20 protein-coding genes are annotated in these 23,659 nt (G+C 68.5%); 14 read left to right on the forward strand and 6 right to left on the reverse strand.

Annotated elements, in window-relative coordinates; genetic code table 11:
* Positions 1–36: 36 nt before the first annotated feature.
* A complete protein-coding gene (locus G9Q41_RS03595; protein WP_207630358.1) occupies positions 37–831 on the reverse strand; it encodes a phosphatase PAP2 family protein in 795 nt (264 codons plus the stop codon).
* Between the two features lie 366 nt (positions 832–1,197).
* Between G9Q41_RS03595 and G9Q41_RS22575 the strand changes: the two genes are divergently transcribed.
* The 7 genes from G9Q41_RS22575 (at position 1,198) to G9Q41_RS03630 (ending at position 8,639) form a co-directional block, all read left to right on the forward strand.
* Entirely contained in the window at positions 1,198–2,637 is a 1,440-nt protein-coding gene (locus tag G9Q41_RS22575) for a GAF domain-containing protein (protein WP_165631207.1), read from the forward strand.
* 350 nt (positions 2,638–2,987) lie between these two features.
* On the forward strand, positions 2,988–3,995 hold the full coding sequence (locus G9Q41_RS03605) for an amidohydrolase family protein (protein WP_017975336.1): 1,008 nt from the start codon (positions 2,988–2,990) through the stop codon (positions 3,993–3,995).
* Positions 3,996–4,703 carry an iron-sulfur cluster assembly protein gene (locus G9Q41_RS03610; RefSeq protein WP_165631205.1) on the forward strand — a complete coding sequence of 236 codons (708 nt, stop codon included), beginning with the start codon at positions 3,996–3,998 and terminating at the stop codon, positions 4,701–4,703.
* On the forward strand, positions 4,700–5,725 hold the full coding sequence (locus G9Q41_RS03615) for an NAD(P)-dependent alcohol dehydrogenase (protein WP_165631203.1): 1,026 nt from the start codon (positions 4,700–4,702) through the stop codon (positions 5,723–5,725). Before G9Q41_RS03610 ends, G9Q41_RS03615 begins: the two co-directional genes overlap by 4 nt.
* Positions 5,726–5,842: 117 nt before the next feature.
* Positions 5,843–6,175 (forward strand): putative quinol monooxygenase, encoded by a 333-nt coding sequence (locus G9Q41_RS03620; protein WP_165631201.1) that lies wholly within the window; start codon positions 5,843–5,845, stop codon positions 6,173–6,175.
* A 35-nt stretch (positions 6,176–6,210) separates the two neighbouring features.
* Positions 6,211–7,005 (forward strand): acetoin reductase, encoded by a 795-nt coding sequence (locus G9Q41_RS03625; protein WP_165631199.1) that lies wholly within the window; start codon positions 6,211–6,213, stop codon positions 7,003–7,005.
* A 254-nt stretch (positions 7,006–7,259) separates the two neighbouring features.
* On the forward strand, positions 7,260–8,639 hold the full coding sequence (locus tag G9Q41_RS03630; protein WP_165631197.1) for a hypothetical protein: 1,380 nt from the start codon (positions 7,260–7,262) through the stop codon (positions 8,637–8,639).
* A gap of 168 nt (positions 8,640–8,807) precedes the next feature.
* Here G9Q41_RS03630 and G9Q41_RS03635 read toward each other — a convergent pair whose 3' ends face one another.
* On the reverse strand, positions 8,808–9,545 hold the full coding sequence (locus G9Q41_RS03635; protein WP_207630356.1) for a methyltransferase: 738 nt from the start codon (positions 9,543–9,545) through the stop codon (positions 8,808–8,810).
* Between the two features lie 212 nt (positions 9,546–9,757).
* Here G9Q41_RS03635 and G9Q41_RS03640 point away from each other — a divergent pair, with 212 nt between their 5' ends.
* The 5 genes from G9Q41_RS03640 (at position 9,758) to G9Q41_RS03660 (ending at position 14,936) form a co-directional block, all read left to right on the forward strand.
* Positions 9,758–10,924 carry a histidine kinase gene (locus G9Q41_RS03640; protein ID WP_165631195.1) on the forward strand — a complete coding sequence of 389 codons (1,167 nt, stop codon included), beginning with the start codon at positions 9,758–9,760 and terminating at the stop codon, positions 10,922–10,924.
* Positions 10,921–11,565 carry a response regulator transcription factor gene (locus tag G9Q41_RS03645; RefSeq protein ID WP_165631193.1) on the forward strand — a complete coding sequence of 215 codons (645 nt, stop codon included), beginning with the start codon at positions 10,921–10,923 and terminating at the stop codon, positions 11,563–11,565. The genes G9Q41_RS03640 and G9Q41_RS03645 overlap by 4 nt, the downstream gene beginning before the upstream one ends.
* Before the next feature lie 120 nt (positions 11,566–11,685).
* Complete coding sequence (locus tag G9Q41_RS03650; protein WP_165631191.1) at positions 11,686–12,891, forward strand: DUF418 domain-containing protein; 1,206 nt, start codon at positions 11,686–11,688, stop codon at positions 12,889–12,891.
* Positions 12,892–12,986: 95 nt separating this feature from the next.
* Positions 12,987–13,343, forward strand: coding sequence for a nuclear transport factor 2 family protein (locus G9Q41_RS03655; RefSeq protein WP_165631189.1), 357 nt, complete (start codon positions 12,987–12,989; stop codon positions 13,341–13,343).
* Between the two features lie 228 nt (positions 13,344–13,571).
* On the forward strand, positions 13,572–14,936 hold the full coding sequence (locus G9Q41_RS03660; protein WP_165631187.1) for a PepSY domain-containing protein: 1,365 nt from the start codon (positions 13,572–13,574) through the stop codon (positions 14,934–14,936).
* Between the two features lie 220 nt (positions 14,937–15,156).
* Here G9Q41_RS03660 and G9Q41_RS03665 read toward each other — a convergent pair whose 3' ends face one another.
* Together G9Q41_RS03665 and G9Q41_RS03670 are read right to left on the reverse strand one after the other, a co-directional pair.
* Complete coding sequence (locus G9Q41_RS03665; protein WP_165631185.1) at positions 15,157–16,272, reverse strand: glycerate kinase; 1,116 nt, start codon at positions 16,270–16,272, stop codon at positions 15,157–15,159.
* The gene (locus G9Q41_RS03670; protein ID WP_347567451.1) at positions 16,272–17,843 is read right to left on the reverse strand and encodes a DASS family sodium-coupled anion symporter; all 1,572 of its coding nucleotides are present in this window, start codon (positions 17,841–17,843) and stop codon (positions 16,272–16,274) included. The genes G9Q41_RS03665 and G9Q41_RS03670 overlap by 1 nt, the downstream gene beginning before the upstream one ends.
* A 156-nt stretch (positions 17,844–17,999) precedes the next feature.
* On the opposite strand from G9Q41_RS03670, the gene G9Q41_RS03675 reads away from it, so the two are divergent.
* Together G9Q41_RS03675 and G9Q41_RS03680 are read left to right on the forward strand one after the other, a co-directional pair.
* Positions 18,000–18,887 carry a LysR family transcriptional regulator gene (locus tag G9Q41_RS03675; RefSeq protein WP_017975349.1) on the forward strand — a complete coding sequence of 296 codons (888 nt, stop codon included), beginning with the start codon at positions 18,000–18,002 and terminating at the stop codon, positions 18,885–18,887.
* 109 nt (positions 18,888–18,996) lie between these two features.
* Entirely contained in the window at positions 18,997–20,070 is a 1,074-nt protein-coding gene (locus G9Q41_RS03680; protein ID WP_165631181.1) for a tartrate dehydrogenase, read from the forward strand.
* Between the two features lie 331 nt (positions 20,071–20,401).
* Here G9Q41_RS03680 and G9Q41_RS03685 read toward each other — a convergent pair whose 3' ends face one another.
* Both G9Q41_RS03685 and G9Q41_RS03690 read right to left on the reverse strand, forming a co-directional pair.
* Complete coding sequence (locus G9Q41_RS03685) at positions 20,402–21,754, reverse strand: aspartate aminotransferase family protein (RefSeq protein WP_165631179.1); 1,353 nt, start codon at positions 21,752–21,754, stop codon at positions 20,402–20,404.
* Between the two features lie 300 nt (positions 21,755–22,054).
* A complete protein-coding gene (locus G9Q41_RS03690) occupies positions 22,055–23,566 on the reverse strand; it encodes a CoA-acylating methylmalonate-semialdehyde dehydrogenase (protein WP_165631177.1) in 1,512 nt (503 codons plus the stop codon).
* Positions 23,567–23,659 lie beyond the last annotated feature (93 nt).

Raw genomic sequence — 23,659 nt, forward strand, 5'->3', positions numbered from 1 at the left:
ATCACCGTGCTCCACCGGAACGCGCCCCGCCCGGAGCTACTCCACCGTGGAGTGCTGTCGACGTGGCCGCGCTTCGCCCACCTCCGCGAGCTCACCCGCCCCGAGCAGGACACCGAGCCCGCGCTGCTCGCGCAGGCGCACCACGAGCGGGGAGACCGCCCGGCTCAACGCCACCACCACGACGGCTGCCACGAGACCACCGAGCAGCACCCCGACCAGAACGTCGTGCGGATAGTGCACCCCGACGAACACGCGGGAGCAGGCCCCCAGCGCGGACAGCAGAGCCGTCGGCACCCCGAGCCGGGGCCAGGCCAGCAGCACCCCGACCGCCACGGCCCCGGCGACGGTCGCGTGGTTGCTCGGGAACGCCCAATCACTCGCGGGAGGACACTCCGCGGGGATCTCGAACTCGGGGAAGGTGTGACACGGGCGCGGCGCTCGCAGCAGCGTCTTCGAGAACTCGCTGGTCAGGTAGGCGAACACCACCCCCGCCGGAGCCAGGAGCGCACGCGCCATCACCGAGGCCCCGCGCTTCCGGGCCCGCCACCAGACCAGCAGCAGCACCGCCGCGAACAGCACCACCACCGCCTCGGTGAACAGGGCGGCGAGCTCCCGCAGCCAGGAGGGGGTGGAGCGGGTGAGATCGGCGATCTCGAGATACCACTCGGCACTGACGTCCGGTACATCCACGATGCCGGAGGAGCCGGTCGACTCCCCCACCGGCTCCTGCGGCGCCGCGGTCGCCGTCGGAACCACCGCGCTCGGTGCCGGTCCCACCGCTCCCGCCGCGGCCGACACCATCGCGTACCGCCGACGTCCCGTCGTTGCCATGCGAGCCTCTCCGCTCTCCGCCCTCGACACTTCCTCCGGGAAGGTAAGTAGACCCGCTCCGGGGAAACATCGCACTCGAGTAACCGATCGGTTCGACTTTCGGCAGGGACGGTCGACGACGAACGTGAACGGGCAGGCGGCCGGCCCACCGGGAACCGTCCCCTTCCGAACCCGCGGAACCCGTGCGCCGCCGGACGAGCTCCCCTCCCTGCACGCCCCGACGCGTTCGAAAAACACCGGCTACACCCCCCTGCCCGCGAGCCGGACCGGTTCCCCGTCTCAATTCGAGACACCGATCGGAGCAGCGGGGTAGTAACCTGTGTCACAGTCGATGTCCGCGCAGCGGAGCGTACGAGGAGGTGCGTGGTGAACGAGCTCGCCGAACGGGTTCACGCGGGCGACGCACCGGTCGTCCCCACCCAGCGACTCTCGGCGTCCTGGCAGCGCAGCCAGGACTACGGAGCCCCAGCGGAACGGATCGCCCCGGTCTACACCGGCGACGTCGACGACGAGTCGCTGTTCTTCCGGTGCGGCCAGCAGGTCCTGCACGGCCTGCACGAGACCCTCGCCAACGAGCCGGTCAGCCTGATGCTGACCGACCACGACGGCCACGTGCTCAGCCGGACCTGCCAGGACCGCACCCTGCTCAAAGCTCTCGACAGCACCTACCTCGCCCCCGGATTCGCCTTCTCCGAACGGGAAGCGGGCACCAACGGGCTCGGCCTCGCGCTGGCCGACCGGATGCCGTCACTGGTCCGCGGGGACGAGCACTACTGCACCGGACTGTGGGACTACACCTGCGCCGCCGTCCCGGTCCTGGATCCCGTGCACGGCTGGCTGCTCGGCAGCGTCAACCTGACCACCTGGTCGCGGAAGTCGGCCGACCTGCTGTTCGCCCTGGCCCAGACGGCCGCCGGACACACCTCGGCACTGATGCTGGCCCGCGGACGCGGCATGCGACCGCGCCCGACCCCGCGCGGCGAGGTGTTCAGGGTGAGCACAGCGGCACACCCCGAACCGGCACCCGAGCTGTCGGACTCCTGGCGAACCGCGCTGCGCGAGGTCCGGGCCGCGCTGGCCGACGGGCTCTCGGTCGGGGTCGTCGGGGAACCCGGGGTTGGCAAAACCACCCTGCTGGCCACGGCACTGCGCCGCACGCAGCCACACGACCGCATCCTGCACGCCAGCCCACCCGCCCCCGACGACACCGCGTCCTGGCTCGCGCTGTGGACCCCCGAACTGGGCAAGCACAACACCAGCGTCATCGCCGCCGACGTCGACACCCTCCCGTCGTGGGCGGCCACCGAACTCGCCGGAATCATCACGGCACAACCCCGGGGCCCGCTGGCCGTCACCGCGCGCGAGGCGACCACGATCCCGGAAGCACTCGCCCGGCACGTCGACGCGGTGGTCGACCTCCCACCGCTGCGGCGGCGCCCGGACGACGTGCTGCCGCTGGCCGAACACCTCGGCAAACGCGCCCGCGGCCGCGACGTCCGATTCACACCGGCGGCGTCCCGCGCACTGCGCACCTACCACTGGCCGGACAACGCCGAGCAACTCCGCCGCGTCGTCCGCGAGGCCGCTGCCCGCAGCGACGTGGTCGACACCCGACACCTGCCGCCCGAAGTGCTGTGCGGACCGACCCGCGCGTTGACCCGGATCGAAACGCTCGAGCGCGACGAGATCGTCCGCTGCCTCGCCGAACCGGGCACCACCCCCACGCGGGCCGCCGAGATCCTCGGGATGGGCCGGGCGACGATCTACCGCAAGATCGCGCAGTACGGCATCAGCGTCCCCGAGTGAGCAGGACGCGCCCCGAAACCGCTCCACGATCGGCCGCAAGGCCAACCCGGCACGGCCGAGGGGCGAAATCCGCACCGCCACGGCGATTCCGGAAAGGCAAAACCGCCCTGCCCGAAGGGTTCCCGGGCGGACAATTCCCGACGGGACGCCCGGGAACTCCTCGGTAACCAGTCGGGACACCGCATTCCGCGCCGCAACACGTCGTTTTCCCCGAGCGCGAGCGTCCTCGACGACGATCTTCCGATCAGGACGTCTCAAACTGAGACGTTCGGCCGCCCCGCATTCCCGCTTCTCCCGCCTAACGTTCCCACCAACGCAGCGAAGCTGTCGGTAACCACGGAGGACGGCACATGTACACCAAGGACGGCGAAACCTACTTCATCGTCGACGCCCACGTCGCCCTGTGGGACGCGCGCCCCGAGAACCAGCGCAACATCCACGGCAAACAGTTCATCGACTGCTTCTACGACTACCACCGCAACCTCAGCCCCGAATCCGAGAAGTGGCCCTACGAGGAGTTCCTCCACCAGGGCAGCGAACGACTCATGCGCGACCTGTTCGACGAGGGCCACGTGGACCACGCGATCTTTCAACCGGCGTTGCTCGACGAGTTCTACCGGAACGGTTTCGGGCAGACCGAAGAGGCCTTCGCGCTGGCCAACGCCCACCCGGACAAACTCACCTACAACCACTGCTGGGACCCGCGATTCGGCGAGGGCGGGCTCAAGCAGCTGCGCGAGGACGCGAAACGCTTCGGGCTCAAGGGCTGCAAGCTCTACACCGCCGAGTGGCGCGGCCAGTCGCGCGGCTGGAAGCTCGACGACCCGTGGTCGTACCGCTACCTGGAAACGGCGCGGGAACTGGGCATCCGCAACATCCACATCCACAAAGGACCGACCGTGCGCCCCCTCGACCGGGACGCCTTCGACGTCGCCGACGTCGACAAGGCCGCCACGGACTTCCCCGAACTGAACTTCGTGATCGAACACGTCGGGCTGCCGCGGCTGGAGGACTTCTGCTGGATAGCCACCCAGGAGCCCAACGTGCACGCGGGGCTGGCCGTGGCGATCCCGTTCATGCACACCCGACCGAGGTACTTCGCGGAGATCATCGGGGAGCTGCTGTACTGGCTCGACGAGGACCGCATCCAGTTCTCCAGCGACTACGCGATCTGGACCCCGCGCTGGCTGGTCGAACGGTTCGTGGACTTCCAGATCCCGGAGGACATGACCGAGTACCCACCGCTGACCACCGCGCAGAAGAAGAAGATCCTCGGACTCAACGCCGCCGAGATGTACGACATCCCCGTGCCCGCCGAGCTCCGGCTGGACCAGCCGCGCACCGCGGAGGTGGTCTGAGTGCGCACCCCCGAACAACACGCCCGCGCCGCGCTCGACGCCGTCGTCGACCCCGAACTGGACGAGCCGATCACCGAGCTCGGCTTCGTCCGCTCCCTCGAGGTCGACGACGGGCGGGTCACCGTGCACCTGCGGCTGCCCACCCCCTTCTGCGCACCGAACTTCGCCTACCTGATGGCCTCGGACGCCAAGGACGTGCTCACCGAGCTGCCGTGGACCCGCGCGGTCACCGTCGAACTCGACGACCACCACGACTCCGAGGTGATCAACCGCGGACTCGCCGCCGAGGCCGGCTACCGCGGCACCTTCGGCGCCGAGGCCGACACCGACCTCGACGAGCTGCGCCGCACGTTCCACCGCAAGGCCCACACCGCGGCGATGGAACGAGCCCTGACCGGGATGCTGCGCGCCGACCCGGACCTCGCCGAGACCGACCTGCACCGCGTCACCATCGCCGACCTGCCCGACGACGGCACCACCCGCGCCCTGCTGCGCCGCCGCAGCGCGCTCGGGCTGGGCACCGACGCGACGCTGCCGGTGCTGGTCGACGAGCACGGCACCCCCTACCCGCGGGAGGAGATCCCGCTGCGGCTGCGGCGGGCCCGCTCCACCCGCATCTCCATCGACGGCAACGCCCACTTCTGCCGCGGCCTGCTGCGCACCCGCTACGCCGACGAAACCCCCGCGACCGAGGAGACCACAGCATGAGAGCCGTACAGGTCGTCGACTACCACCGGAACCCGGAGATGACCGACCTCGCCGCACCGACCGTCACCGATCCGCACGACGTGATCGTGCGGATCGGCGGCGCCGGGGTCTGCAGAACCGACATCCACGTCCTCGAAGGACAGTGGGCGGACAAGTCCGGGGTGAAACTGCCTTACACGCTCGGGCACGAGAACGCGGGCTGGGTCGCGGCCGTCGGCAGCGCGGTGACGAACGTGGCCGAGGGCGACAAGGTCATCGTCCACCCGATCGTCACCTGCGGACTGTGCCGGGCGTGCCGATCCGGCGAGGACGTGCACTGCACGCGATCCCTCTTCCCCGGCATCGACACCGCGGGCGGCTACGCCGAATACCTGCGCACCTCGGCGCGCAGCGTCGTCAAGCTCGACGACGCGCTCGAACCGGCCGAGGTGGCCGCGCTCGCCGACGCGGGCCTGACCGCCTACCACGCGGTGGCCAAGGCGGCGGCGCGGCTGAAGCCGGGCGACCGGTGCGTGATGATCGGGGCGGGCGGGCTCGGCCACATCGGAATCCAGGTGTTCAAGGCCCTCAGCGCCGCCGAGCTCGTGGTCCTGGACCGCAACCCCGCCGCCATCGAACTCGCCCGCGCGCTCGGAGCGGACCGGGGCGTCGTGGCCGACGGAACCCACCCCGAGCAGGTCCTGGAACTGACCGGCGGGCACGGAGCCGAGGCCGTGCTCGACTTCGTCGGGGAGGGCGGCAGCACCCGCGAGGGGCTGGGCATGCTGCGCCGGGCCGGTGACTACCACGTCATCGGCTACGGGGAGAACCTCGACATCGCCACCATCGACGTGATCTCGAGCGAGATCAACGTCATCGGCAACCTCATCGGCAGCTACGACGACCTGTGCGAGCTGATGAACCTCACCGCCCGCGGCCTGGTCAGCCTGCGCACCGAGCGCTACCGCCTCGACGACTTCCAGACCGCGCTCGACGATCTCGACGCGGGCCGCGTCCGCGGCCGCGCCATCCTCGTGCCCTGACCGAGCACCACGGGCGAGTCCACCCAGGACAACCGGCCGAAACACCCCTCGAGAATTCCCGCTCCACTCGAACGGGACCGCCCACCGCTCGAAAATTCACCACGAACCGGGAAAACGATGATCCTGATCACCGCGAAATTCCGCGTCAAACCCGCCTACGCCGACCAGTGGCCCGACATCGCCGCTGACTTCACCCGCGCGACCCGCCAGGAACCGGGCTGCCTCTGGTACGACTGGTCCCGCAGCGTCGACGACCCGAACGAGTACGTGCTGGTCGAGGCCTTCCGCGACGGCGAGGCCGGAGCCGCCCACGTCGCCTCCGAGCACTTCCGGACCGCGCAGCGGACGCTGCCGCCCTACCTCTCGGAAACCCCGCTGGTCATCAACACGACGGTTCCGCAGGACGACTGGTCCCGACTCGGCGAGATGGCCGTGCCGCACCAGGAATGACCGACCCCTTTCCCACCGCGCACCGGGAGAAAACCATGACCGGACAGGAGCAGTCACCGCGGACCGCGCTCGTCACCGGCGCCGCCCGCGGAATCGGCAGGGCCATCGCCCTGCGGCTGGCCGCCGACGGCCTCGACGTGGCGGTCAACGACGTCGCGGCCAACAACGACCAGCTCGACGAGGTCGCCGAGGAGATCGCGGCGACGGGCGCGAAATCGACCGGCATCCCGGCCGACGTGTCCGACCAGGACGCCGTGCAGAGCACGGTCGAACGCGTGGCCGACGAATTCGGCCAGCTCAACGTCATGGTGGCCAACGCGGGAATCGCCGACGTGCAACCACTGCTGGAGACCACGCCCGAGGACTTCGACCACCTGATGTCGATCAACCTCCGCGGGGTGTACCTGTGCTACACGGCCGCGGCCAGGCAGATGATCAGCCAGGGCACCGGCGGCAAGATCATCGGAGCCGCCTCGATCGTGGCCCACCGACCGTTCCCCCTGCTCGGGACCTACTCCACCTCCAAGTGGGCCGTGCGGGGACTCACCCAGTCGGCCGCGATGGAGTGGGCCCAGCACGGCATCACGGTCAACGCCTACTGCCCGGGCATCGTCGGCACCGCGATGTGGGACCACATCGACGAGAAGCTGGCGGAGAACGAGGGGCTGCGCAAGGGCGCGGCGATCGAGAAGTACTCGGAACTGATCCACCTCGGCCGGGTGTCGGTGCCCGAGGACGTGGCCCGCTTCGTCTCCTACCTGTCCTCCGCCGACTCCGACTACATGACCGGCCAGTCCGTGATGATCGACGGAGGAATCCAGTTCACCTGACCACTCCGGACACGAAGTCCCGGAACGGAACGCGGGGCGGGCGGGCCTTCGACCCGCCCGCCCCGCACTTCTCCCCCGAGATGCGCACCCCGCACGTGCCGACCACTCAGCAGAGCGCGGAACGCCACCGAGGCCGCACCTTGGAAACCGGGCCGAAAACCACCCGAAACGTCCTCCGACAGGCGGGCAGACAGGTGCCTTCGCAGCTGTTGAGGTGAAGGGGGCGATCATCGAGAACGAACCGGGAGGATCGGGTGGACGTCCCCACCGTGCTACAGCAGCTCGACGAACCATCCACAGTGACGTTTCAATCCGCTCCGGAACTGGCCGGACAGGTCCAGCAGAAAGCCAAGAAGCTCGATGAGGAACGTCGCGAACGAGGCGAATCGCCACACACGCGAAAAGACCCGCTCACAGCGGTGAGCGAAGCACAACGCTCCGCGAGTATGCACATCACCCCATGGGAAGTGCTGCACACCCTCGCCCGTGCCACCGCGCTGGGCCGCCACGGTTCATCGCGCGCCCTTGCCCAGCACTGGGACTGCCTGCGCTACGTCACCGCGCTACAGAACAACCACCAGAGACGGATGGAACGGTCCGCCGACGGCAAAGACCCCCGATACCACCGCAAGGCGGTGCAGGCTCAGGACCTGGGAATCGCATTCGGACTCGCCACCGCACAACACATCATGCGACAACGACATCCGGACTACCGGTTCGACATCGTCGACGCGGAACTGGCACTCGAAGCCGGATGGGTCATGCGGGGGTCCAGAAGCATCTCACGCGAGAATACCAAGCTGCTGCCGAACTACTTCCTGGTCGGGCGCAAGCCTGATGCTCCGAGCCGCATCGTCGCGGTGGACTGCAGAGGTTCACACGGCAAAGCCGAAGTTCAGCACAAGCAACTGGCCCAGTCGGCCGCCCACACGCAGACGTTCGTGCTCGGTGAGACAGGCTGCGAAGGTGTCCCGCCGCCCAGTCTGCTCATGGCAACCGGGATGGCCGCGAAAGGCGGCATCGAGACACGCGTTCTCGACCCGGACGGTCACGGAGTGCTTACCATGCCCGGCAAAACCGCCCCGGATCTGGACGGGCCGGTCGACGAACCGAACCTCGTGCCGTCCATCACCTACACCGACACCGAAGGGCAGCGTGACTCCCGCCCCGGATTCTGCCTGCCAACGAATCGCCGGGAATGGTTCTCCCGTGTCCTCGCCCGAACAACCGCCGCGAGCCTACTCACCTTCGCCGGTGACCGCGAAGCCGCTCGCAAGCTGCTTACCAAACGACAGGGTAACCGGCTCGGATCCGCACACTCCCACGTCAGCTCGGGAATGCGGTGCGACACCGGAATAGCACTCGGCGGCATGTCGTTCGTGGGCACCGATCACGTCTTCCGACTCGACCGACAACGTGTGGAGGTCTTCTCCGGAGTCCTGGAACCCCTGTACCAACACCTCGCGGGCGGACAACTCCACGAGTACGAGACCGCCCTCCCCGACGCGCTGACGTCCTGGAGACGAGGAAAGACCGACGCCGAACAGGACTGGGGCGGGACCGTGCACCTGGATTCAACCGGAGCGCTGCTGGCAATCCGGAAACAAAACAGCGCGCTCCGGCCACTCCGCTGAACCGCGACACCGCAACGGTACGGTGCCCCGACCGTCTTCTGGATCGGGAAGCGAGGGGTCCGCTCCGGCTGCGCAGTCTCCGGTGCAGCCGTGCGGCGGGCCCTATTCCCGGCTGTCGAAGACGTCGAGCCCCAACCTGGTGAAGGCCGCCTCCTCGTCCTGCAGCGCTCACGCGGCGGCTTGCCGCACGAATCGGAAGAGGTGGGTCACCACCCCGTCCTGCCAGTCGTGCAGATCGCGGATTTCCGGGACGAATCCGTGCTCGAGGGCGTGCCCGACGATGCCGCGCAGATCAGCCGTGGTGGAGGCGACGACGAAGACCTCGCCGCCGGGCGTCAGGATCTCGCGCGCGGCGAGTTGGGCGAAGAACCTCTCCAGCAGCGGAGTCCCCTCGCACACGTTGCGCACGACGTCGGGATCGTCGCTGACGGGCTGGCGCACCGCAGGCGGGTTGAACGTGATGACATCGGCTCGGGCCCCGTCGGGAAACCCCTCGAAGACGTCGGCCACCACGGGCACCAGGGGCGACCGCGCCGAGGAACCCACGTGCCGCTCGAAGTGACGAGCGGCAGTGGCCACGCTGTCGGAGTGCACGTCAACGGCGTGGATCTCCCGCGCACCGGCCAATCCGGCCGCGACGGCCTCGACACCGAGCCCGACTCCCATCGCCACATAGCGGCGGCCGCGCACCTCGATCCTGCCGTCGAACAACCGGTCGTAGATCATCCGGCTGGTATGTCCGGGCAGGAAAACACCCGGCGGCACCTCGAAGCGCAGCCCGTTCCACTCGTACTCGCGACGGCTGTGCAGGTCGGTCCTGGACTGGTTCAGCGCGACGATCCGCTCGGCGGACAGCGATTCCGGAAGCGCGTCGAGCAGATCCCGCCCCCGCGCTGCGTCGTTCACGGGTTCAAACATATCGAAAACGATATTCGTTTTCATAAAATTGTCAACATCGCCCACCGGGGCACACCGGATTCCTCGTCCCCGCCGTCCGAGACGGTGACGCTGCCCCACGACCCCGCCGTGCTCGGACGGGCGCGGCTGATCACCTCCCCTCCACCTCCCCCGAGAGACCACGACGCGGAGCCGATCGCGGCGCGGCTTATCGTGGGCGGGTGCGTTTGCTCCAGAAGCGGCGAGTGTGGTTGCGCTGGTGGGGCGGCAGGTTCCGCTCGCTGCTGTTCGACATCGCGGTGGCCGCCTTCATGGCCGGACCGATCCAGAACACCCTCGCGCCTGCCACCGTGCCGGTCGTGGTCCTCGCCGTGGCGACGATCCTGGCCTTCGTCGTGCGCCGCCGGTTCCCGTGGGCACCGCTGATCGGATCCGTCGCTCTGTACGTGCTCGGCACGGAGAGCATCGCCCCGCTGGTGGCGCTGTACACGATGGCCCGGTGGCGCGGTCCGGGCACGCAGTCCTGGATCGCCGTCGGGGTCGTCGCAGTCGCGCAGTACATCGGCGCCTACCCGATCGGGAATTCGTACCTGCTGGTGATACCGCTGGTGGTCGTGGGCATGACCACGCTTCTGGGGCTGTGGATCTTCCAGCGCAAACAGCTGGTGGTCACCCTGCGGGAACGCGCCGAGCAGGCCGAACGCGAGCGGGACCTGCTCGCCGAACGGGCCGTGACCGCCGAGCGGCGGCGCATCGCCCGCGAGATGCACGACGTGGTCGCCCACCGAGTCAGCGTGATCTCGGTGCAGGCCGGCGGGCTCACCATGGCCGCACCGGACGAACGCACCGGCGAGCTGGCCGAAACCATCCGCAGCACCAGCGTCACGGCGCTGAGCGAGCTGCGCAGCATGCTGCGGGTGCTGCGCGACGACACCACCGAGACCACGGAGCGGTCGAGCGCGGAACTGGCCACCGACCCCACCGTGGGCAGCATCGCCGCGCTGGTCCGCGAGAACGTGGAAGCAGGCGCCAACATCCACCTGGACATGCCCGAAGCGCTGCCGGAAACCTCCGGCGAGGTGGGCCGGGCCGCCTACCGCGTGGTGCAGGAAGCGCTGACCAACGCGGCCAAGCACGCCCCGCACGCCGCGGTGCACGTCGAGATCACCACCGCCGACGAGCAGCTCGTGGTGACCGTGTTCAACCGAGGCAGGGGCAGCATCAACGCCGGCACCGACACCGTCCCCGGATCCGGCTACGGACTGCTCGGCATGCGCGAACGCGTCACCCTGGCCGACGGCACACTGCACACCGGCCCGACCGAGGACGGCGGGTACCGTGTGCGGGCGGTCTTCCCCCTTCACACGGACGAGGTGGCAGCGACTTGAGCGTCAAGGTGATCCTGCTCGAGGACGAGGACCTGGTGCGCGGGGGCATCAGGATGATCCTGGACGCCGATCCCGACATCGAGGTCGTCGCCGAGGACGGCGACGGCGCCAACGCCACGGACCTCGTGAGCAAGCACCGCCCGGACGTGGTGCTGACCGACATCCAGATGCCCGCCGTCGGCGGCCTGGAAGTCACCCGCCGCCTCACCGCCCTGCCCAACGCCCCGGCCGTGGCCCTGCTGACCACGTTCGACCTCGACGAGTACGTCCACGCGGCCCTGCGCGACGGCGCGGCCGGGTTCCTGCTCAAGGACACCCCACCGCGCGATCTCGCCAGCGCCGTCCACGTCGTGGCAGGCGGCGAGGCGATGCTGTCCCCCCGGATCACCACGAAACTGCTGTCCAGCTTCGCGGGCAACTCCAACACCCACGCGGCCAAAGCCCGGACCGCGGAACTCACCGCCCGCGAACGCGAGGTCGCCGTGGCCGTGGCCCAGGGGTTGAACAACGCCGAGATCGCGAGCAAGCTCTACATGAGCCAGTCCACCGTCAAGGTCCACCTCGGACGGATCATGACCAAGCTCGACGCCACCAACCGCACCCAGGTCGCCATCACCACCCACGACGCCGGACTGGTCTGACCCGCGCAGGCACACCTCGTCCCCACTGCGGTGCTCCGAGCAGGACGTTGCCACAAAGTCGTAGGCGGGAATGATCTTTCGGCCGATCCCCGACCGCGGCCACCGGGGGAGCATGGTGGCATGAGCGACACACCCACCGCCTCCACGACGAGCCCCCCGCAGTTAGCTCCCGCAGCGAACACCGGCAGACTGGTCGGCCTGGACATCGCCCGCGGTCTCGCCGTGCTCGGGATGTTCGCCGCGCACGCGGGCCCTCCCGGCTGGCTGTACACGCTCGTGTCCGGGCGCTCCGCCGCGCTGTTCGCCGTGCTGGCCGGTGTGTCGCTGGCGCTGCTCAGCGGCGGTCCCCAACCGGTCACCGGCAGGAACCGCACCGCCACCGCGGTGCGGATCGCGGTGCGCGCGCTGGTGCTGTTCGTGATCGGGCTGGTGCTGACCACCCTGAACGTGCCCGCGATGGTCATCCTGGCCTTCTACGGCGTGCTGTTCGTGCTGGCCATCCCGGTGCTGCGGCTGCGCACCACGGCGCTGGCGAGCCTAGCCGCCGTGTTCGCCGTGGCGGCCCCGATCGCCTCGTTCCTGATCCGCAGCACCACACCCCCGAGGAAGACAATCGGATACGCCCCCGATCTCGCCGACTTCACCTCCCTCGACGGGCTCGCCCACGCCTTCCGGGCCCTCCTGCTCACCGGCGCCTACCCGGTGCTGACCTGGATCCCGTTCCTGCTGGCCGGGATGGCGCTGGGCAGGCTCGACCTGCGCGCGGTGTGCGGCAGGCTGGTGGGCATCGGAGTCGCCCTGGGGCTGCTCGGCTACGGCACCTCGTGGCTGGCCATGAACGTGTTCGGCGGCTTCGAGCGGATCCTGTCGCTGAGCGAGCAGTTCACCCCCGAGCTCGTCAGGATGATGCTGAAGTCGAACTACGGAATCGTGCCCACCACGGACCCGATCTACCTGCTCACCGCGGGGGCGCACAGCGGAACACCGCTCGAGGTCATCGGCGCCACCGGAGTCGCCACCGCCGTCATCGGGCTGTGCCTGCTCGCCGAACCGCTCCGCGGCGCACTGACCCCGCTGGCCTCCGTCGGCGCCCTCGCCCTGACCGCCTACGTCGGCCACCTCCTCGTGCTCAAGGCGCTCGGCCCGGACCACCCCGCCCAGCTGCTGGGACAGCACCCCTACGTTCCGCTGGTGCTGCTCGTCCTCGCGACACTCGTGCTCACTACGGTATGGCGTCTCCTGCTCGGACGCGGCCCGCTGGAATGGGGGCTGCACCACCTCTCCAGCGGCCCGGCGAAGTTGATTCGCCGCGACGGAAACCGGTGAACGAACCCGACCCCGGACCGTTCCGGGGCTCGGCTCCACCACGTCACCAACACCGAACGTGTTGCTGTGGTCACCTCGTGTGCTGAACTGGAACCATGACCTCACCGACACCGGCCGAGCTCTACCGCCGCTGGCTGGACGAACTGTGGAACGGATCCCCCGAAAACGCCCACGAGCTGGTCACGCCGGACTTCGTGGGCCACTGGCCCGACCGCGACGTCAGGGGCCCGCAGGAGCTGGCCGCGGTGATCGGGCAGACCCACGAGATGTTCACCGCGATCACGTTCACCCTGGAGGTTGGGCCGATGGTCGACGGGAACCTGGTCGCCGGCCGGTGGCTCGGACACGGGCACGCCGCGAACGGCACGACGACCTTCGTCGGCAACGACATCCTGCGTGTCCACGACGGACGTTTCACCGAGTACTGGAACGCGACCTCGGTCCGCTCGTGACCGCGCACCGGCGGGTGCCTCCCGCCACTCCCCACTGCACAGTGATCCACAGCACATGACCTTTCCCGCTCGGAACCGGAACCGCCCCCGCGCGCGACTCGCTCAACGGCACGGCGAGCCGCAGCAGGCGGGAGACGGGCGATGGCAGGCGAGCACGACAGCGGAGTCACCGCGGAGGAAGCGGACACGACTCCGAGATCCGGACTTCGGAGGAGACAGCCGAGAGGCGTGGGGCGAACGGCGCTGCGGCCACTGCTGTGGCGGCTGCACTTCCTCGGCGGTGTGCTGGCCGCACCGATCGTGCTGTCGCTGGCGGTAACGGGGATCCTGTTCGCCTGGAATCCGCAGATCGAGCAGGCCCTGCACGGAAAGGCGCTCACCGCGGTCGCCGACGGCCCGGCTCGGCCGTTGAGCCAACAGGTCGCAGCCGCGACCACCACCCATCCCGACTGGACCGTCTCGACTGTCACCCCGGCGGCCCCGCAAGCCCCGGGTGGGGAGCAAACCACCGGAGTGACACTGACCCCACCGGAAACCGAGTCGGACAAGTTCGACCAACCCCGTGGGGTCACGACCGTCTACGTCGACCCGGCCTCGGCGCGGGTGACCGGATCGATCGTCGAGGCCAACCGTCCCGAGGAGTGGTTGCGCAACCTGCACTCCAGCTGGCGGTTGGGAACGATGGCCACACCGCTGACCGAGCTCGCGGCCAGCTGGGTGCTGGTGTCGCTGCTGACCGGGCTGTACCTGTGGTGGCCGCGCAGCCGAAGGGCCTTGCGGCGCACCTTCCGGTTCCGCCGCCCGGGGCGAGCCCGCTGGCGCTCGCTCCACGGCGCCCTGGGAGCAGTGTTCTCCGCCGGACTGGCCCTGCTGGTCGTCACCGGGCTGACCTGGACCGAGTACGCCGGTTCGTGGATCGATCTCGCCAAGTTCCAGTTCCGGTCGGACGCCCCCGCGGTGTCCACACAGCTGGCGGCCGCACCTGCCACCGAAGGGGAACCGGCCGAGCAGTCCGATGTGCACACGACCACACCTGATCCACTCACCGGCATCGACCGGGTCGCGACCACGGCAGAAGAGGCCGGTCTGCGCGGGGTGGTCGAACTCGAACCACCGAAGCAGCCGGGCCTGGCGTGGACGGCCGGTGTCGACGACAACCGGTGGCCGGTCACCGCCACCAGCCTGGCCGTCGACCCCGACAGTGGCGAGGTCACCGACCGGGTGGGCTGGGACGACTACCCGGTACTGGCCAAGGCAACCACGCTGGGGATCGACTTCCACCAGGCCCAGCTGTTCGGCACGGTCAACCGGATCGGGCTGACCGTCCTGGCCGCCGCACTGATCGTGCTCGTTCTCGCCGGATACCGCACCTGGTGGCTGCGCCGCCCCTCCGGAGGACTCGGCGTGCCACCTCGGATGGGCCCGTTGCTGCGCACCGCTCCCCTGCCGCTGCTGCTCGGATTCGGGCTGCTCATGGTGGCCCTGCCCCTGCTCGCCGTATCCTTCCTGGTCTACCTCCTGCTGGAGCGGTTGGGCCGCACCCTGCGCGGGCCGGGCCGGCGCACGCGCACCGCGACGGGCACGGGGGAGTAGAGGACACAACCGACGCGAACCAACCGAGCACACGCGGGTCCCCTGCGAGCCTGTCGCGTTGGAGGCGCGCCTCCAACGCGACAGGCTCGCAGCCAGTGCTTCCCGTTCACCGCGCCAGGAAAACGAGTGCTCGTGAGCAGCTGCCCTGGTAGAGCCCCGACGGGTGCTGAACAGCGGTGCTATGCACCGGGACACCCACGAGTCACCGGTTTACTCCCGCCTACTCGGACATCCACCAACGAAACGCCGTTTCGGCGAGCTCGGGCAACAACGCATCCGCGCGATGCAAACACTTCTCGAGGTCGGGTTCGACGGTACGCAGTTGCCACGCTCGCCGGATGCCGATCTCGTCGAGCTGTGCGGCGTCGAGCGAGCACTGACCGCTGATCGCGAGCACCGGAGTTCCGCTCTCCCGTGCCAGGCAGGCAAGAGTGCCCGGTGCTTTCCCGTAACTGCTCTGCGCGTCCATGGAACCTTCGCCGGTGATGACCACATCGAACGTGTTCAACTCCTCCGAGAGCCCGGTGGCGCTGAGGACAACGCGGGATCCGGAGTCGTACCGTGCGCGCAGGACCGCCTGTGCCGCGTAGCCGACCCCGCCTGCCGCTCCGGCACCGGGCCGGTCGGTGACATCCGGATCGAGCAGCTCGGCAAACCTGGTCAGCCCCATCTCCAGCTGTCGCACCTGTCCGGGGGTGGCACCTTTCTGCGGCCCGTAGGTCACGGCGGCTCCGTTGTCTCCCAGCAGTGGATTCGTCACGTCGCCTGCGAGAACGAACCGTCTCCCCTCGATCCGGGGGGCGAGGCCTGCGGTGCGCACCTCGGCGAGCTCGGTCAACGCACCACCCCCGAACGGAAGTTCCTCACCCGAGTCGTCCAGCAGCCGCACGCCCAGTGCCCGCAACATTCCCGCTCCCCCGTCGGTGGAGGCGCTGCCTCCGAGGGCGAGCGTGATCGTGTCACAACCGAACTCGGACGCTGCGAGGATCACGTCGCCAACACCCGAGGAGCACGCGGCCAACGGATCCAGGGGCTCGGGTGCTTTTTGTAGACCGCAGATGGTGGCGAGTTCGATGACCGCGTGACCACGATTCTCGGCGAATCCGGTCTCGATCGGACGACCGATCGCGTCGCGTGCTCGTGCGGGAACCCACCGGTAGCCCGTATTGAGCATCGCGTCCAGGGTTCCGTCACCACCGTCGGCGATCGGGTGCGTGTGCACCTCGGCTGCGGGGTCGGCACGCAGCACGCCATCGGCTATCAGCCGCGCGGCTTCGACTCCGGTCACCGACCCCTTGAACTTGTCCGGCGCTACCAGGACCCGTGGAGACCTCATCAGGAAACCACCCCCACCAGTGCGGCCATGGCGGGCACGAGCAACAGGATCACCAAACCACCGAGGAGGTCGAAGAGGAAGCCGCAACGAACCATCTGAGTTATCCGTACCGCGCCGGATCCGTACACGATCGCGTTCTGCGGTGTGGACACCGGAAGCATGAACCCGAACGACGCGGCGAAAACACCGGCCAGTGCGGGCACTACCGGCGATATGCCCGCGGCGACGGCGAGCGGAATGATGATCGGGACCACCACGGCCGCCGAGGCCGTGTTGCTCGTTGTCTCCGAGATGAGAATGGCGAGCCCGACCGCCAGGGCCGTGAGCGCGAACGGGGTGGCGACCCCCAGCAGCTCCGAAGCGGAGCTGCCGATGCTCTCGGCGAGACCTGTTTCCTCGAGGAGCGATCCGAAGATGATGCCACTGCCGAACAGCAGGATGGTCCCCCAGTCGATGGTTGCCGCGTCGGACCACGTCAGGGTCGCTTTACGCTCTCGCCACTGCGTCGGGAGCAAGAAGAGCAGGGCGGCACCGATGATCGCTACCACCCCCTCGTCGAGCCTGTTGTTGACGGACTCGTAGACAGCCGTGTCCGTACCCGCGGTGAGTGCGAATATCGACGGAGTGATCCACAGCAACACGGTGACCGAGAAAGCGATCAAAGTGTTGATCTCCGCCCGGGTCAGGCCGCCCATACGCTTCCGCTCACGCGCGACGTACTCCTGCACGCCGTTGATTCGCCGTATTTCGGGGCGGTTCAACAACAACAGGATCGCGATCAGCAGTACGAACATCACACCGCAGATCGGCAGTGCCATCGTCGTCCACTGACCGAAGGAAATTCGGGTACCGGTGGTTTGCTCGATGAGCCCACGTCCGATGAGGTTCGGCGGAGCTCCCACGGGCGTCAGCAGTCCGCCGACACTGCCCCCGTAGGCGAGCACGAGCATCAAAGCGGTGCCCACGCGCAGGCGCAACGGATCGACATCACGATACTCGTGTCGCTGTTCGCCCAGGAGGCGTGCGATGACGTCGAGTATGCCGAGCGCGGTCGGCAACAACATGGCCACCGTGGCCGTGTTGGACACGAACGCCGACAGCACACACGTGATCCCCCCGAAAGCCAGGATGATTCGCGGGGTACTGCGCCCCACACCGGGCAATCCGAGCACCGCGAACGAGAAACGGCGGGTGAGGCCGTGCTTGAGCATCGCTTTGGCCAGCACGAACGCCCCGATGAACGTCAAGATCGTCGAGGAACCGAACGGTGCCAGGACTTCGTCGACCGGGGCGACTCCGAGCAGCACGATTGCCGCGACACCGAGCAGCCCGCTGATCGGAATCGGTATGGGCTCCGTGATCCACAAAGTGATCACGCCCAGCAGCACGGCCCCCAGCAAATGCTGGTCGGTGGGCAGCGATATGGGAAGCAGCGCGAAGGCGATGGCGATCACAGGCGCCAGCCACAGCCCGTGTGTCTGACGGAACCGTTCTACCCGTTGTTCTCCGCGCGAGAGGGTCGACTGCGGTTGCTCAGTGCTGCCCCCTTCAGCCGGGGCGGACCGATCGATCTCGGTTCTTTCCTCGGGGACACTCGTATCCGTCACGACCAACCTCCGTCCGGGTGAAACATAGCCGTCACTGTGTCCCCGGTCACCGTTGAAGGTCCAAAACGATCTGACTGGGCAAGCGATAGGCTGCGCCTATGGCGACTCTGTAGGAGAGAGATGGATACGCGAGAACTCGGCTATTTCCTGGCGGTCGTTGATCATGACGGGTTCGGCCGCGCGGCTGAGCACCTGCACCTCGCTCAGCCGTCGTTGTCGCAGGCGATCAAGGCGTTGGAACGCCGACTCGGCACCCCCTTGTTCCACCGGACCAGCAAAGGGGTGGTGCTCACCGAAGCCGGACGGGCCCTGATCGGACCCGCGCGGCAGGTGATACGGGATCTGCAGACAGCGGGCGAGACGATCGACGCGGTCAAAGGGTTGCGGCACGGCCGCGTGGACATCGCCAGCATGCCCTCTCCAGCGATCGACCCACTCAGCGGCATGATCAGCCGGTTCTCCGCGCATGCACCCGAGGTCACGGTCAATGTCATGGCGACACCGACGGTCGAGCGAACCCTCGAGGCCGTCCGCTCCGGCTCGTGCGAGATCGGAGTGCTCGGCACGCCACACGCGCTGCACGAAGCAGATCTGGCCACCCGTCGCCTGGGCAGCCAACGATTCGTCGTGATCAGCAGCGCGGACGACGACACACCGGGTGACCTCATCGACCGTGGCGAGCTGGCCGGCCGGAAGACGATCGTGGGTCCACGCGGGACCGGTATGCGTCTACTCATCGAGGAGATGCGCGACAGTGGCATCGACTTGTCGGTCGTCGTCGAGACCGAGCATCGAGAAGCGATCCTGACTCTGGTCGCCGACGGAGTCGGCAGCGCGGTGCTGACCGATGGCTGGGCCCCGGTCGCACGCCGAATGGGGCTTCGCGTGTTCGATCTGGACCCGCCGGCCTACCTGCACCTGTGGATGATCACCAGGAAGGCTCCGGCCACGCCAGCAGCACGGCATTTCTGGGACATGCACGACGACGGCGGTGACGAGCGCGGATAGGCGTTTCCTATGACTTGGCCAGCCAACTTCTGTTGGACACCCGTCGCCGCGGCGACCTTGACTGGTCGCGGACGTCGTCCCGACGAACGGATCGTGACAGGAGAACTTCATGGCCAACCGCGTGTTTCGCATCGCCGCCGTCCCCGCGGACGGGGTCGGCTCCGAGGTGGTCCAGGCGGGCAAGACCGTCCTGGAAAGCCTGGCGGCCGATTCCGATGGGGAGTTCGCTTTCGAGTGGAGCGAGTACCCGTGGGGAACCGACTACTACCAACGAACGGGCCGTATGATGCCCGAGGACGGACTGGACCAACTACGCGGATCCGACGCCATCTACTTCGGCGCGGTCGGTTGGCCCAGCGTGCCCGACCACATCACCCTGTGGGGGCTGCGCCTGGCGATCTGTCAGGGCTTCGATCAATGGGCCAATATTCGCCCCGTCACGTTTCACCCGGGGGTAACCAGCCCACTGCGTCAGATCGAGGACACCACCCCGGACTGGGTCGTGGTACGTGAGAACAGCGAAGGCGAGTACTCCGGCCTCGGCGGACGCAACCTCGCCGGGCGTGGCCCGGGAAACGAGGTCGCCGTTCAATCAGCCCTGTTCACCGAGACCGGCTGCGAGCGCATCATCCGATTCGCTTTCGATCTGGCCCGCTCGCGCCAACGCAAGCACGTGACCAGCGTGACCAAGAGCAACGCTCAACAGTACGGAATGGTGCTGTGGGACGAGGTCTTCGAACGTGTGGCCGCGGAGTACCCCGACGTCGAATCGGACAGCTGCCTGGTCGACGCGGCCGCCGCGCGATTCGTGCTGCACCCGGAGGACCTGTCGGTGGTCGTAGCTTCGAACCTGCACGCGGACATCCTGTCCGACCTGGGCAGCGCGATGGCGGGCAGCCTGGGACTCGCGACCAGCGCCAACCTCAATCCGGAAAACCGCACTCCTTCGATGTTCGAACCCGTGCACGGCAGTGCACCCGACATCGCGGGCAAAGGCATCGCCAACCCGATCGGAGCGATCGGAAGCGCCGCGTTGATGCTGTCCCACTTCGGACTCGACGAACCGGCGTCGCGCATTCGTCACGCCATCAACACGACGACCGCTGCCGGTGTCCTCCCCACCGATCTCGGAGGCAACGCGACCAGCGAACGGATCACCAAAACCATCGTGGACCACCTCTAACCGGCTCATTCCATTCGTCACCGGAAGGCGTGCACGCCGAACAACGCCGTGACCACGGGTATCGGGGCACGTCAGCCGTCCGTCGGCCCGAGGTGGCCGCACACCTGCCGAGCCGGAACCACCGTCCTCCTGAACGCCGCTTTCCCGTGTGCCAGGAGCTGTCCAGCACAGTCGCAGGACGACGTTGAGCGCAGCGAGGTCTCCGGGGATGGACCAACGTTCGAGAAGACCCCATCCGTCCGGAGACCTCGGTGAGCGGCTGCCGATCGGGCAAGCGATGCTCAACAGACCGACCGGCCGGACGGCCGGTGAGGAAGCCACCGCTCACGCCCTAACCGCGCTGCTCGGCCAGGGTCCGGTCGACCGCGTCGAGGGCCCCGTCGAGGACGGCCAACCCCTCACGGGCCTGCTGCGCGGTGATCGTGCAAGGCGGCACGACGTGAACGCGGTGATACGTGGTGGGAATCAGCAACCCGGCCTCGGCGCACTCCGCCATAAACCGCTTCATCACCGGACTGGAACCACCGTACGGCGCCGCGGGCTCCTTCGTCGCACGATCGGTGACCAGCTCCAACGCCCAGAACACCCCGAGACCACGCACGTCACCGATGCTCGGGTGCCGCTCGGCGAGCTCCCGCAACCCCGGCCCGAGCACCTCCGCGCCGATCGCAGCGGCGTTGTCCACGATGCCCTCCTCGTCCATCGCGGTGATGGCGGCCACCGCCGCGGCGCAGGCGAGCGGATGCCCGGAGTAGGTGAGCCCACCGGGATAGGCGCGGTGGTCGAACGTGGACGCGATCGCCTCGTTGACGGCCACCCCGCCCAGCGGGACGTAACCGGAGTTGACCCCCTTGGCGAAGGCGATCAGATCCGGGGTCACGTCGTAGTGCTCCACGGCGAACCACGCGCCGGTGCGCCCGAAACCGGCCATGACCTCGTCGGCGATGTAGACGATGCCGTAACGGTCGCACAACTCGCGCACGCCCCGCAGGTAACCGGGCGGCGGCTGCATGATGCCCGCCGTGCCGGGAACCGTCTCGAGCACGAGCGCGGCGACGGTCTCCGGCCCCTCCAACTCGATGACCTGCTCGAGGTGCTCGAGCGCCCTCCGGCACTCCTCGCCCTCGTCGGCGGAGTGGAACGGCGAGCGGTAGGGATGCGGTCCGAAGAAGTGGACCGTGCCCGCCCCCGACTGCTCGTTGGGCCAACGCCGGGGATCGCCGGTGAGGTTGATCGCCGTCGTGGTCGCACCGTGGTACGAGCGATACCGCGAGAGCACCTTGTGCCGCCCGGTGTGCAACCGCGCCATCCGGACGGCGTTCTCGACGGCTTCCGCTCCCCCGTTGGTGAAGAAGATCTTGTCCAACCCCTCCGGGGTGCGCTCGGCGATCAACCGCGCGGCCCGGCTGCGCGGCTCCGTGGCGCAGGCAGGCGAGATCGTGCACAGCCGCTCGGCCTGCTCCCTGATGGCCTGGACGACGGCCGGGTGCTGATGTCCGATGTTGGTGTTGACCAGCTGGCTGGTGAAGTCGAGGTAGCGGCGCCCCTCGCCGTCCCAGACGTGGACGCCCTCCGCGCGCTCGACGACCATCGGGTCCAGCTCGGCCTGGGCCGACCACGAGTGCAGCACGTGGGCCCTGTCGAGCTCGTAGGTTCCGGCGGCCGAAGACGAGGCAAGTGACATGGAAAAACCTTCCAAAAGAGAGTGCGCGAACTGGTCCGCTTGACGGATCCACTGGGGAACCTCGGCTCACGGGGCTTTTCCCACGCGGATTTGCGGTGAGAACCAGGCTTCTTTCGGCGCGGACAGCGCCGAAACACCCATCCACGCAGTCGGCACCGCCGCGGGTTCTCTCGTGGTGCTCTCGCGAGGAAGGCCCGACGTTGTGTAGACCGCTACCCGATGTCGGGCCTCGCCGGAGCGAGAGCCCGCGAGAGGTTCCGCCAAGTGACCACCCAAGCAAACCGAGATGACGAAGCTCAATCACGTGTTCTGCGGGAAACCGAGACCGACCTGCTGCTGCTCGGGCTCGGGCCAGCGCGTGGTGACGGCCTTGCCGCGGGTGAAGAAGTGCACCCCCTCCGTGCCGTAGGCGTGCGTGTCACCGAACAACGAGGCCTTCCAACCACCGAAGGAGTAGTAGGCCACGGGCACGGGGATCGGCACGTTGATGCCGACCATGCCGACCTCCACCTCGCGCTGGAAGTGCCGCGCGGTGCGGCCGTCGTTGGTGAACAGCGCGACCCCGTTGCCGTAGGGATTGGCGTTGATCAGCTCGAGCGCCTCGTCGTAGGAGGACACCCGCAGCACCGACAGCACCGGGCCGAAGAGCTCGTCGGTGTAGACCGACATCTCCGGGGTGACGTGATCGAACAGAGTGGGTCCGAGCCAGAACCCCTCGCCGGAGGCCTCCGGGGTGACCTCGCGCCCGTCGACGACGAGTTCCGCTCCCTCCGCGACACCGGTCCGCACGTAGTCGGCGACCCGGTCGCGGTGCTCCCCGGTGACCAGCGGCCCCATGTCGGTGCCACGCCTGCCGTCACCGACGCGGAGCCCACCCACCTTCTCCCGGACCCTGTCCACGAGCTCGTCGGCGACCGAGTCGAGCGCCACGAGAGCGCTGACGGCCATGCACCGCTCCCCGGCGGAACCGAACCCGGCGTTGACCGCCGCGTCGGCCGCCTGGTCGAGATCGGCATCGGGCAGCACGAGCATGTGGTTCTTGGCCCCGCCGAGCGCCTGGACCCGCTTGCCGTGCGCGGTCGCCGTCTCGTAGACGTGGCGCGCGATCGGCGTGGACCCGACGAACGAGACGGCCTTGACCGCGGAGTGCCGCAGCAGCCCGTCGACCGCGTCCCCCTCGCCGTGCAGCACGTTGAACACCCCCGGCGGAAGACCGGCCTCGGCCCACAGCTCGGCCAACCAGTTCGCCGCGGACGGATCCTTCTCGCTCGGCTTGAGCACCACGGTGTTGCCCGCCGCGATCGCCAGCGGGAAGAACCACATCGGCACCATGGCCGGGAAGTTGAACGGGCTGACCACGGCCACCGGCCCCAGCGGCTGCCGCAGCGAGTGCACGTCCACCCCGGTGGAGGCGTTGTCGGTCATCTCGCCCTTGAGCAGGTGCCCCAGTCCGCAGGCGAACTCCACGACCTCCAACCCGCGGGAGATCTCGCCGAGAGCGTCGTCGAGCACCTTGCCGTGCTCGGCGGTGATGATCTCGGCCAGTTCGCCCTTGCGCTCGGCGAGCAGCTCGCGGAACCGGAAGAGAACCTGCGTGCGCCGGGTGAGGGAGGTGTCGCGCCAGCCGGGGAAAGCGGCCCGCGCCGCTTCCACGGCCGCGTCCACATCGGCGGGCTCGGCCAGCCGCACGTGCAGCCGCCCCCGACCGGTCGCCGGGTCGACGACCTCGCCGGTCCGCGCGACGGATCCCTCCCACGGCTCGTTGCCCACCCAGTGCGGCAAGGTGTGCGGGACGGAGGACTCGGAAGTCATGGGGGCTCCTCACTCGTCGACGATGCTCACCACATCCTCGGTCGCACCACGGCCCATCGACAATCGACGAAGTGTCAACCAACTCGACTTCTT

Origin of the sequence: Actinopolyspora sp. BKK2, assembly GCF_011291845.1 — a bacterium.
Classification (GTDB): Bacteria; Actinomycetota; Actinomycetes; order Mycobacteriales; family Pseudonocardiaceae; genus Actinopolyspora; species Actinopolyspora saharensis.

What these genes read in the sequence shown, in the direction of transcription:
- G9Q41_RS03595 (WP_207630358.1), bottom strand. Translation starts at nt 831, where the DNA reads ATGGCAACGACGGGACGTCGGCGGTACGCGATGGTGTCGGCCGCGGCG.
- G9Q41_RS03605 (WP_017975336.1), top strand. Translation starts at nt 2,988, where the DNA reads ATGTACACCAAGGACGGCGAAACCTACTTCATCGTCGACGCCCACGTC.
- G9Q41_RS03615 (WP_165631203.1), top strand. Translation starts at nt 4,700, where the DNA reads ATGAGAGCCGTACAGGTCGTCGACTACCACCGGAACCCGGAGATGACC.
- G9Q41_RS03620 (WP_165631201.1), top strand. Translation starts at nt 5,843, where the DNA reads ATGATCCTGATCACCGCGAAATTCCGCGTCAAACCCGCCTACGCCGAC.
- G9Q41_RS03625 (WP_165631199.1), top strand. Translation starts at nt 6,211, where the DNA reads ATGACCGGACAGGAGCAGTCACCGCGGACCGCGCTCGTCACCGGCGCC.
- G9Q41_RS03650 (WP_165631191.1), top strand. Translation starts at nt 11,686, where the DNA reads ATGAGCGACACACCCACCGCCTCCACGACGAGCCCCCCGCAGTTAGCT.
- G9Q41_RS03655 (WP_165631189.1), top strand. Translation starts at nt 12,987, where the DNA reads ATGACCTCACCGACACCGGCCGAGCTCTACCGCCGCTGGCTGGACGAA.
- G9Q41_RS03665 (WP_165631185.1), bottom strand. Translation starts at nt 16,272, where the DNA reads ATGAGGTCTCCACGGGTCCTGGTAGCGCCGGACAAGTTCAAGGGGTCG.
- G9Q41_RS03675 (WP_017975349.1), top strand. Translation starts at nt 18,000, where the DNA reads ATGGATACGCGAGAACTCGGCTATTTCCTGGCGGTCGTTGATCATGAC.
- G9Q41_RS03680 (WP_165631181.1), top strand. Translation starts at nt 18,997, where the DNA reads ATGGCCAACCGCGTGTTTCGCATCGCCGCCGTCCCCGCGGACGGGGTC.
- G9Q41_RS03685 (WP_165631179.1), bottom strand. Translation starts at nt 21,754, where the DNA reads ATGTCACTTGCCTCGTCTTCGGCCGCCGGAACCTACGAGCTCGACAGG.
- G9Q41_RS03690 (WP_165631177.1), bottom strand. Translation starts at nt 23,566, where the DNA reads ATGACTTCCGAGTCCTCCGTCCCGCACACCTTGCCGCACTGGGTGGGC.